At 75.2% G+C, this 10601-nt stretch carries 10 protein-coding genes; all 10 read left to right on the top strand.

Annotated elements, in window-relative coordinates; all coding sequences use genetic code 11:
• Positions 1–302, top strand: a 302-nt coding sequence (locus tag HGCM_RS19710; RefSeq protein WP_040398952.1) for a hypothetical protein, incomplete at its 5' end; no start/stop codon positions are given.
• Positions 303–305: 3 nt separating this feature from the next.
• Complete coding sequence (locus HGCM_RS05750; RefSeq protein WP_019135914.1) at positions 306–845, top strand: DNA circularization N-terminal domain-containing protein; 540 nt, start codon at positions 306–308, stop codon at positions 843–845.
• Between the two features lie 57 nt (positions 846–902).
• Complete coding sequence (locus HGCM_RS05745; RefSeq protein ID WP_019135913.1) at positions 903–1322, top strand: hypothetical protein; 420 nt, start codon at positions 903–905, stop codon at positions 1320–1322.
• Between the two features lie 83 nt (positions 1323–1405).
• Positions 1406–5455, top strand: coding sequence for a peptidoglycan-binding protein (locus HGCM_RS05740; protein WP_026075292.1), 4050 nt, complete (start codon positions 1406–1408; stop codon positions 5453–5455).
• The gene (locus HGCM_RS17105) at positions 5452–6402 is read left to right on the top strand and encodes a hypothetical protein (protein WP_019135911.1); all 951 of its coding nucleotides are present in this window, start codon (positions 5452–5454) and stop codon (positions 6400–6402) included. Before HGCM_RS05740 ends, HGCM_RS17105 begins: the two co-directional genes overlap by 4 nt.
• Positions 6402–7463: a hypothetical protein gene (locus tag HGCM_RS05730; protein WP_040399491.1), complete on the top strand. Its 1062-nt coding sequence runs from the start codon at positions 6402–6404 to the stop codon at positions 7461–7463. Before HGCM_RS17105 ends, HGCM_RS05730 begins: the two co-directional genes overlap by 1 nt.
• On the top strand, positions 7460–8263 hold the full coding sequence (locus HGCM_RS05725; RefSeq protein ID WP_019135909.1) for a phage baseplate assembly protein V: 804 nt from the start codon (positions 7460–7462) through the stop codon (positions 8261–8263). The genes HGCM_RS05730 and HGCM_RS05725 overlap by 4 nt, the downstream gene beginning before the upstream one ends.
• Positions 8264–8332: 69 nt before the next feature.
• The gene (locus HGCM_RS05720) at positions 8333–8656 is read left to right on the top strand and encodes a hypothetical protein (protein WP_019135908.1); all 324 of its coding nucleotides are present in this window, start codon (positions 8333–8335) and stop codon (positions 8654–8656) included.
• 52 nt (positions 8657–8708) lie between these two features.
• Positions 8709–9227 (top strand): GPW/gp25 family protein, encoded by a 519-nt coding sequence (locus HGCM_RS17100; protein ID WP_019135907.1) that lies wholly within the window; start codon positions 8709–8711, stop codon positions 9225–9227.
• On the top strand, positions 9224–10601 hold a 1378-nt coding region (locus tag HGCM_RS18755; protein ID WP_019135906.1), incomplete at its 3' end, for a baseplate J/gp47 family protein. The genes HGCM_RS17100 and HGCM_RS18755, both read left to right, overlap by 4 nt.

The raw sequence follows: 10601 nt of genomic DNA, 5'->3' as shown, positions 1-10601 counted from the left end.
AGCCGGCGACGCCGCGGTCCGCCCGGCGCCACGAGCCCGACGCGGAGCCGCTCACCGACGGCCGGCAGCCGCACACCGTCGCCCACTGGGCCGAGCCGACCTCGCGCCCGCCCCGGCTGGGCGACGGCCCGCTCGCCGACGACAGGCCCGCGGCGCGAGGGCTCGCCTGGACCGGCACCGGCCCGACGACGGCCGACGTGCGGGCGGCGACGACGTCCCTCGGGCTGGCCGAGCCCGACCTCGAGCTCGTCATGACCCGGATCCTCGACGACGCCGCCCGCCGGCACGGGATCGAGGTGTGAGCGATGCGCCCCATGCTGGCCGGCGAGGAGCTGCCGCAGGTCCAGGACCTGACGACGGTGGACCTGCGCGCGATCGCCGAGCACAAGGCGCCCGGCAAGGACGGGTCGATGCTGCAGAACCTCGGCCGCGCGCCGACGGGCGTCACCGTCACGGGGGTCGCGACCGACCCGGACGCGCTCCAGGTCGTCGAGCGGCTCAAGCAGCAGCTGCGCGCGGGGCAGCCCGTCACGTTCGTCGCCGACATCACGGCCGACACGACGATCGAGCAGGTGCTCCTCGACGACGTGCAGGTGCGCCAGCTCGCCGGCCGGCCCGACCGCTACGCCTACGCGATCGCGCTCCACGAGCTCGTCGAGCCCGTCGAGCCGGCCGCGACGGACCCGCTGGGCGCGGACATCCTCGCCGACGCGGGCGACCTCCTCGACGGCCTGCTCGACGGCCTCGACATCGCAGTCCCCTTCGCGACCGGGCTCGAGCAGTTCGTCGGGCCCCTCACTGACCTGCTCGGACGCCTCCAGCAGGCCAACGGGTCCGGTCCCTGAGCCGGTACCCGCACCCCGAGAGGCGATCCGCGCAGAACCCACGGAGGAGGCAGACCCATGGCCGACCAGAGCCTGTTCGACCAGCTCAAGAGCGTGCTGACGGACTTCAAGACGTTCCTCGACGACAACGTCCCCACCATCAAGCCCGCGATCCAGGCGATCGCGAGCCTCGTCCCGCAGGTGGTCGAGCTCCTCGACGAGCTCACTGGGCTGCTCGACAAGCTGAAGACCGAGATCCAGAACCTCGACGTCGGCGCGATCCCCGGCCTCGGGGAGGTCGCCTCGTTCACCGGGATGATCCCGGCGTTCCTCGACGCGGCGAAGAAGCTGCTGCCCGACGAGGCGTCGAGCATCGGCGCGATCGGCGACATCGCGGACGTCGTCACCGGCCTGCCATCGGTGGACGCCGTCAAGGACGAGCTCGTCGGGCTCATCGACGCCGTCAAGGCGCACCTCGTCTCGCTGAAGCCGGCCTGACGCGACCCGCCGGACCACGGCACGACCGACCACCGCACGACCGACCACCGCACGACCGACGCACGGGAGGGGGGTGACGCACGATGGTCCGACCCATGCTGGGCGACCTGGAGCTCGAGCAGGTCCAGGTCGTCGAGGCCGACGAGGACCAGCTCGTCGTGCGTCACCCCGTGCCCGTGCTGGAGACCGACTTCCTGCAGGACCTGGGCCGGCGCGGCGCGCGGATCTCGCTCGCGGGCGTGCTCACCCGGCCCGAGGTGGCCGACAGCCTCAAGGACCTGCGCGAGGCCTTCCTGGCGGGCGACCCGCTGCCGTTCGTCTCGGACATCACGCAGGCGACGCTCGTCGACCAGGTCGTCGTCGAGCGGATGGACGTGCGCGAGCTCGCCGGACGCCCGAGCGCCTACGAGTACGTCCTGACCCTGCGCGAGCTCACCGAGGCGGAGCCGATCGAGGAGACGCCCGTCATCATCCCGCCGCCCCCGCCGCCGCGCGTCGACGAGGGCCGGCTGTCCGTCACGGTCGTCGTCGAGGGCGACCCGGCGTTCGACATGGACCGCGTGCACGTCAGCGTCGCCGGGCGCACGGACGAGGGCGACCCGGCGTTCCGCCGCGACCTCACGAACCGGATCCGGCCGGACACCTGGTTCGAGGACCCGTTCCCCGCCGGGCAGTACACGGCGTCCGCGCTCGTGGACGACGACCGCACGCCGACCGGCCAGCACGAGACCCTCACCGGGTCCTCGCCCGTGACGGTGGTCGAGGGGCAGGAGGCGCACGCGACGATCGTGCTGCGCCGCGGCTCGAAGATCGGCACGGTCTTCGTCATCACGTTCCACTTCGACAAGGCGTTCGTGGAGCCGTGCGAGCGGCACGTCCTGCACCAGGTGCGGCAGTACGCGCTCGACCACCCCGACGAGCGGCTGCTCGTCGTCGGGAACACCGACAAGGCCGGGTCGGACGAGTACAACCAGTCGCTGTCCGAACGCCGGGGCCGCGCGACGTACGCGATGCTCACGGCCGGCAGCGACCTCGCGCGGTCCGTCGCGGAGTGGGACGAGCTGCGACGCGCGCGCCCGACCGGCACGGTCCGCACCGTCAAGGACACCTGGGGCACCCGCGAGGTGCAGCACATGCTGCAGGACCTCGGCCGGTTCCGCGGCAACGTCGGCAAGGACCCCGAGCTCACGGACGCCGCGGTCCGGCAGTTCCAGCGCGACCACGGGCTCGTCGACGACGGCGTGGTCGGGGACGCGACGTGGCCCGTGCTCATCGAGGAGTACCTGCGCCACGACGTGGTCGACCTGCCGCAGGCCTCGCTGTTCCCCAACCGGAACGCGACCGGGTGCGACAGCGGTCCGCTGCGGTGGCTGGGCTGCGGCGAGCAGGACCCGGTGGACGGGCGCGAGACGGCCTGGCGGCCGAACCGCCGCACCGAGCTGATGTTCGTCAAGGAGGACACCATGCCGGTCGCGGTGCCGCGGCCGGTCACGCTCGACCAGGTGCCCGAGGGCGCGGGTGGCGGCGGGTGGTGCCTGGACGACGGGACGGCGACGAGCGTCGACGGGTTCGTCGTGCCGTGGGGCAGCCCCTGCCCGACCAACCCGCCGGGCGTCGGCGGGCCGCCGCCGGCGAACCGGCCCTGGTGCCGGGTCCCCGCCGAGACCGGGACGTTCCCGGTCGAGGGGCGGATCACGTTCGAGGACGGCACGCCGTTCGCGGACGGCGCCTACGTGCTGATGGCGCCCGACGGCGAGTACCTGGGCGGCGAGGTGCCCGTCACCGGCGCCGAGCGCGCCGGCACGCCCGTCGCCAGCCGCTCGGCCGCGGACGGGTCGTTCACGTTCCCCGGACCGGTGCCGCAGAAGGGCCCGGGCACCTTCGTCATCTCCGTCGACGGGCCGTTCCTCGTCCGGACCCGCGCCCAGACGCTCGCCGACGTGAAGGGCAACGCCACCTGCTTCCGGCTGGACGGGTCGGCGCCCGCCGACGTCGTGGTCGTCAACCGAGCCGTCGCGTCGGTGCAGCCCACCCTCGCGGGTCCCGACGTCGTCGTCGTCCGCAAGCCGCACACCGCGCCCGCGCGCCGCCCCGTGACGCTCGGCGCGTCGGGCCCGTTCACCGGAAGCGGCACGCTCACGCGCTCGAGCGACCGCGTGCGGCTGTTCGACGCGGCGGTCGGCGGCACGGAGCTGACGTTCGACGGCGTGGACAACGTGTTCACCGACGCGCAGCTCGCCGCCGGCGTGACCCTGTTCGCCGAGGGCCGGGCCGCGAGCGCCGCGCTCGGGGACGTCGTCCTGACGCTCGCCCTGACGGTCGGCGGCACGCCCGGGCTGTCGACGACGCACGCGCTGACCTGCGTCGAGCTGTTCCTCGACCTGCACGCGAGCCGCACCGCCGCCGGCGTGGACCCGGCCGCCCTCACCGACGCGCAGAAGGTCAACCCCGGCCGGTTCGTGCAGGTCCAGGACGCCGGCAACCACGCCGGGCGCGCGATGCTCACGGTCCGCCAGGCGGTGCCCGCCGCGTTCACCGGCACGCTCGTCCTCACCGCCGACGCGCGCACGCGCCTGTTCGCCGCGGCCGACGAGGTGGCGGCGCCCGGCCAGGCCGTGGTGCCGTCGCCGCAGCAGCTGCCGAACGCGGCGGTCCCCGCGGGGGGCACGCGGTTCTGGGTCGAGGGCGCCGCCGTGAGCGGGGCGCTGCGCGACGCGACGGTGCAGCTCGGCATCGACGGCGTGGAGCCCGACGGCGACCACGCCCAGCTCACCGTGGTCGAGCTGCGCGACCTCACCATGACGATCCCCGGCACCGCGCCGCGCACCGGCCGGCTGGTCCCGCCGCCGCCGAACGGACCCGTCGCGCCGCACGTCGTGCCCGCGGCCCCCGCGGCGCCCGTGCCCGCCGACTTCGACGAGAACCCGCGGGTCAACCCGGCGGTCCCGCTGTTCGAGGGCTCGGTGCTCGCCGCCGACCCGATCCGGCTGCAGGTCACCGTGCGCCCGGCCGGCGTGCCCGTGCTCTGGTCCGCGCAGCGCGCCGTCGGCATCCCGGCGGCCGACGGCGGCGACGACGCGGCGGGGATCGTCGCGCTGCACGCCGCCGCCGCCCCGACGGTCGTGCCGGACGGCGGGAACCCGCTCCTGGCCACGATGCTCGCCGACAACTCCGGCACCTTCCACGTGCGGGCGTTCGTCGACGGCAACGGCAACGGCCTCTACGAGCACCACGTCGACCGCGAGCCGAGCATCGTGCGCAACGTCGTGCTCGGGCACGCGACGCTGTTCCTCGACAGCTCCGCCGCGACCGCCGCCAACTTCGCGGTGAACCCGGTGCCGGGCAACGGGATCAACGTGCGCTCGGGCGTGTTCAACATCGCCGCGCCCGGGACGGCGGCGGTGCACCTCAACGCGCAGGTCGACGTCGTCACCGGCGGCGCGGACGGGCGCCGGGACATCGCCCGGTTCTTCGGCTCGTGGACCAACGACATCCACGACAGCACGTCGTTCTCACCGACGTTCACCGACCCGACGACCGCGCCGCCGACCGTGCACCCCGCACCCTTCGTGTTCGCGTCCGACCGCGGCACCGGCCCCGGCGGCCGCTTCCAGCCCGGCGACGCCGCGCCCTCGATCCTCGCCCCGCCCCTGCTGGACACGGGCCGGCCCGGCGGCGGGTCGGGCGGCGAGACGTCGTCGCTGACCTCGTCGCGCATCCGCACCCGCACCCCCCAGGCGCTGGGCCAGCGGTGGGTCGTCGAGGCCGTCGACAGCCCCGGGATCACGATCGGCGGCACGCACCCGATCGTCGCCACGGCCCAGCTCACGCAGTTCGTCCTGCGCATCCGGTTCGACGCGACCCTCACCCTCTGGACGAACGCGACGGCCGCCCCGGGCGCGACGGGCGACCCGGCCGACCGGCTCTACGGCGCGCTCGAGCGCGTGGACTGGAACCTCGACGGCACGTGGAGCATCAACCCGGCGAACGGCGCCATCGCCGTCGTCGCCGCCCCCGCGACCACGATCGTCGCGCGCGTGCCCTCGTCGCCCGCGGTCGCGGCGACCACCTCCGGCACCGAGGTCCGCCCGCCGACGGCCCTCAACACCCTCGTCCAGGACGCACGGGCATGAGCGCCGCGACCGTCCCCACGGGCCCCGTCAGCCCGGTCAGCCCGGTCACCAGCGAGGTGACGGAGGCGGCCGTCGTCGTCGCCGTCGAGGTCGTCGCCGTCCGGCTCGGGCCGCCCGAGCCCGACCCGCGCGACGGCGCGCCCCTGCGCCTCGGCACGGTCGAGGTCGAGGTCACCGAGGTGCTCAAGGGCCGCGTCGACGCCTCGGCCGGCGACCGGGTCGAGGTGCCCGTCGCGATCCGCTCGGACGCCGACCTGTGGGCGGACGCGGCACCCGGCCGGCGCTACGTCGCGTTCTGCGACGCCGGCCCGCACGATCCCGCCGTGCTGCTCGCCGCCGGCCGGTGCCGCCAGCTCGCGCAGGGCGACGTCGTCGACGACGTGCGCGCCGTCCGGGCCGCGCAGCGCCGCCACCCCACGACCGACCGGCTGCTCGCCGAGGCCTGGGAGCGCCGCGCGACCGCCGGCGAGGTCTGGGCGCGGTACGTCTGGTCGACCGCGCGCGAGGCGCTGCGCACCCATGCCGGCCGCCTCGACCGGCTGCTCGCCACGGCCGAGGACCCCGCCACCCGCTTCGACGCCCAGCGTGCGTACCTCGTCGCCGCGTACGAGGACATGACCGTCACGGGGGAGTTCCCCGCACCCGCCCGCGCGCGCCTCGTCCGCGCGATGCTGCGCAGCGCGCTCGACCCCCGGCTGCGCGACCTGCGCCCGACGCTGCTCGGCACGTGGGCCCCGAACCTCGTCGGTGCGCCGCTGCCCCTCCCGCTCACGCCCGACGACGTGTTCGGCCCGCCCGGAGCGGCCGACGGGCCGGGTGCGGGCGACGCCGAGCCCGCACCCCGTGGGGCCGCCCTGCGCGACGCCGTGGCCGCCGAGCTGGCCGACCCGCGCGATCCCGCGACGACGAGCCCCGCGCTGCTCGCGTGGCTGCAGGGGAGGCCGTGATGCTGCGCCCCGCCTACCGCGTCACGATCGGCGACCACGTCGTCGACACCACCGTCGAGCCCCGCGCGAGCACGGTCGTCGAGCTCACGGTCCGGCTCGACATGGACACCCCGGCCGACTCGGTGACGATCGTCCAGGGGCAGGTCGGCGGCCTGCGCGCCGCTCCCGGCGACGACGTCTCGGTCGACCTCGGGTACTCCGACGAGGACGACGGGCTGCTGCGCGTGCTCACCGGGACGGTCGTGACGACCGAGCCGGGGATCCGCACCGAGCGGGTCGTCGGGCACTCGACCGCGGACGCGCTCCTGCGGACGCGCGTCGACCGGACCTTCGAGGACACCACCGCCGGCGAGATCGTCCGGGCGCTCGCCGGCGAGGCGGGGCTCGACGTCGACCGGGCCGAGGACGGCCCGCAGCTGCCGGCGTACGTCGTCGACGGCCGGCGCGACGCGGCCCGCCACGTGCGCGACCTCGCGGCGCTCGCGGGCTTCGACACGTACACGACCCCGGAGGGCGCCCTCGTCTTCGAGGCGCTCGGCGGCAGCCGCACGGTGCACACCGTGAAGTACGGCGAGCACGTCCTCGCCGCCGAGCAGTGGCGGGCCCGGCCGGTCGCCGGCACGGTCGTCGTCGTCGGCGACAGCCCGGGGTCCTCGCGAGGCGACGAGTCGTGGGCGTGGCTGACGAAGGACGTGACGACCCGGCAGGGCTCGTCCGGCACCGGCAGCCCGACGCTGCTGCTGGAGCGCACCGTGGCCCGCAGCGCGCGGGTCGCGTCCGACGCCGCCCGGGCGGCCGCGGACGCGCTCACCGCGTCGTCGCTGCGCGTGCGCGTGCGGATCCAGGGCCGGCCGCAGGTCGCGCTCGGCGACCTCGTGCGCCTCGAGCGGTTCCCCGAGCGCGCCGGCGTCGACCGGCTCGACGGCAACTACCAGGTGCGCGGCGTGCAGCACCGGATCACCAAGGCCGACGGCCTGCTCACCGACGTCGCGCTGCGCGGGCTCGCCGGGCCGGCCGCGGCGGCGCTCGGCGGCACCACCGGGACGGGGGTGGGGTCATGACGCTCGTCGACACCATCGCGGCGATCGTCCGGCACGAGCTGGCCGCGGTCCGCGTCCCCGAGCTGGGCGTGGTCACGGACGTGCACCCGCACAGCGACGCGGACGACGACGACAACTACGGCGTCGACGTCGCGCTGCGCAGCAGCGGCCTCGCGCTCGTCCGGGTGCCGGTCGCGACCGGCCACGTCGGGTCGGTCGCGATCCCCAACGTCGGCGACCTCGTGCTGGTCGGCTTCGACCACGGCGACGTCAACGCGCCGGTCGTGCTCGGTCGCCTGTACGACGACGAGGACCGGCCGCCCCTGTCCACCACCGACGAGATGGTGATGCGGCTGCCCCTCGCGGCCGACGACGACAAGAGCGTGCTGGCCGCCCTGCGCAACCACCAGGACCAGGACCCGACGCGCGAGCTCGTCATCGAGCTGCCGCCCAAGATCACGGTGCGGATCGTCGACGGCGTCGTGACCGTCACGGCCGGGAAGACCGAGATGGTGCTCGACCAGCAGGGCTCCAGCGGCGGCAAGGTCACCGTCCGGTCCGGCACCTCGTCGATGGTCCTCGACCAGGACGGCGACGTCACGGTCGAGTCCGCCGGGTCCGTGACGTTCAAGGCGTCGCAGGACCTCACGCTCGAGGCCGGCACGTCGGTCGACATCAAGGCCGGCACCGGCCTCACCGCCTCCGCGGGCACCACCGCGACGCTCAAGGGGTCGCTCAGCGCGTCCCTGGAGGGCAGCGCGGGCGCCACCGTCCAGGGCGCCATGGTGACGGTCAAGGGCATGACCTCCTTCTCGCCATGACGCCGCCGCGCACCAGCCCGCCGGCCGCGCCGGCGCCCCGTCCGCCAGGGAGGAACGACCGTGCCAGGGATGCCCGTCTCGATCGGCTGCAGCGTCATGGTGACGCCCGGTGCCGCCGGGCCGCCGGACACCGGGACGATCCTCGTCGTCCTGCCGCCGTGGGTGACCGCGGGCGGGATGCCGCTCGCCACGTCCGGCTCGATCTGCCTCATGGTCAACTCCGTCAGCGGCGTGCCCTACCCGCTGGTCATCGGGCCGCTCGGCTCGACAGGTATCCGCGTGGGTGGTCGGGCGCTCGTCCGGATGGGGGACTCCATCCCGTCGCCTCCCGGCGTGCTCACGGTCATCGGGCCGCCGGCGGCCATGTGGGTCACGGACGGGTGGGCACCGTGACCGCCCGCACGGCGACGACGCCGCGCCTGCGTCCGACGAGGGGGAGGGACCGATGAGCACGCCGACGATCGGCTCGGCCGGCAGCTTCCGGGACGCGCTGTTCGGCTCCGACCTGCGCCTGCTCGGCGAGCTGCTGCTGACCGAGCAGCGCGAGCGCGGCAGCGACCTGTTCACGGCCCCCCGGCCGCAGGTGGAGGTGCCCGGCGCCCCCGACGCCTCGCCGCAGGACCTGCAGCGCGTGGAGGGCGTGGCCGACCTCGTGCAGGCCCTGCAGCTGCGGTTCCTCACGCAGGCCGGGGAGCTGGCGCACCTCGGGCACCCGACGTACGGCAGCCGGCTGCACGAGCTCGTCGGCGAGCCGAACACGCCGACCACGCGCAACCGCGCCCGGCTCTACGCGCTCCAGGCGCTGCTCGAGGAGCCGCGCGTGAAGAGCGTCCGCCAGATCACCGTCGAGACCGACCGTCGGCGGCCCACGTGGGTCGAGGTGCGGGCCTCCGTCGTCGCCATCGACGGCGTGACCGAGCTGAACCTCGTCTTCCCCGTGCCGCTGGAGGGGAGCACGCCGTGAACGTCGACACCGCGACCCTGGTCCACCGCCCGTACGGCGAGCTCGTCGACGACATCCTCACGTCCGTCGTGGGCGGGGTGGTCAACGAGAAGATCCTGTTCGACCTCAAGGTGCTCACGTACCCGCTCGCCGAGCCGTCGTCGGGGGTGCGCAGCATCACCGGGACGGCCGCGGGCCAGCCCCGCACGTTCCTGCTGCACATCGACTTCGAGTTCGGGGCGACGACGAACGTCGTGGTCTGGCTCGAGGACGGCACGCTGCCCGACGACGACACGGCGTTCTACGTCGACTACGCCCGTGTGGACAGCCGCTCGCCGCTGAGCGACGTCAACGTGGGCAGCGTGACGCGCACGCTGACCGAGGCGGTGGGGCGCGAGGTGGCGACGGTCTACCAGCAGATCAACCTCGCGTACCTGTCCGCGTTCGTCGACACCGCGACGGGGCAGTCGCTCGACTACGTCGTCGCGATCCTCGACGTCACGCGCAAGACCGCCGACCACGCCGAAGGACTCGTCACGTTCTTCCGGGTCGAGGGCCTGGACGGCAACATCACGATCCCCGCGGGCACGGGCCTGGCGACGACGACGGGCGCGGTGCTGTTCGTGACGACGCAGCCGCGCACCCTGCAGCGGGGGCAGGTGCGCATCGACGTGCCCGTGCGCGCGGACGTCGCGTTCGCCGGCGAGGCGGGGCTCGTGGCCGCCGGCACCATCACCGAGATGACCCAGCCCGTCGCGGGCATCGCGCGGGTGAGCAACCTCGACCCGACGCAGCGGGCGGCCGCCGACGAGACGGACGACGAGCTGCGCCTGCGGGCCAAGGCCGTGCTGCGCGGGCTCGGCAAGGCGACGCTCGCGGCGCTCGACCGGGTCATCCGCGAGGGGCGGGGCACCCCGGTGGAGTTCTTCGACCCCAACGGGCCGGTGACGGGACGCTCGGAGCCCGGCACCGTGACGGTCGTCGTCGACGCGGAGCCCGAGCGGCTGCCGAGCCTGCTCGACGCCGTGCACACCACCCGGGCCGCGGGCGTCCTGGCGACCCTCGTCGCGCGCTACGTGTTCATGACGCCGCGCGTGCGGGCCACGATCTCCGCCGACCTGTCCAACCCCGGGCAGGAGCAGGTGCGGCGCGACGTCGTCGCGGCGCTGCAGGCGTACGTCGACGGCCTCGGCCGGGGGGACGCCGCCGACGGCGCGGCCATGCTCGCGGCGGTGCAGGCGGTGCCCGACGTGACGGCCGCGGTGATCGTCGACGTCGTCGTCGCGCGGGCCGACCTGGCCGGCGGCGACGGGGACGGCGCGCTGCTGGACGCGCTCGTCCAGGCGGCGACGCTCACGCCGCCGGGCACGGGCGGCAGCGGCGGCACGGACGCGC

Source organism: Cellulomonas massiliensis JC225 (assembly GCF_000312005.1).
Lineage (GTDB): Bacteria > Actinomycetota > Actinomycetes > Actinomycetales > Cellulomonadaceae > Cellulomonas > Cellulomonas massiliensis.
Note: the sequence above shows the minus strand (reverse complement) of the source record. Positions and strands in the feature narration are given on the sequence as shown.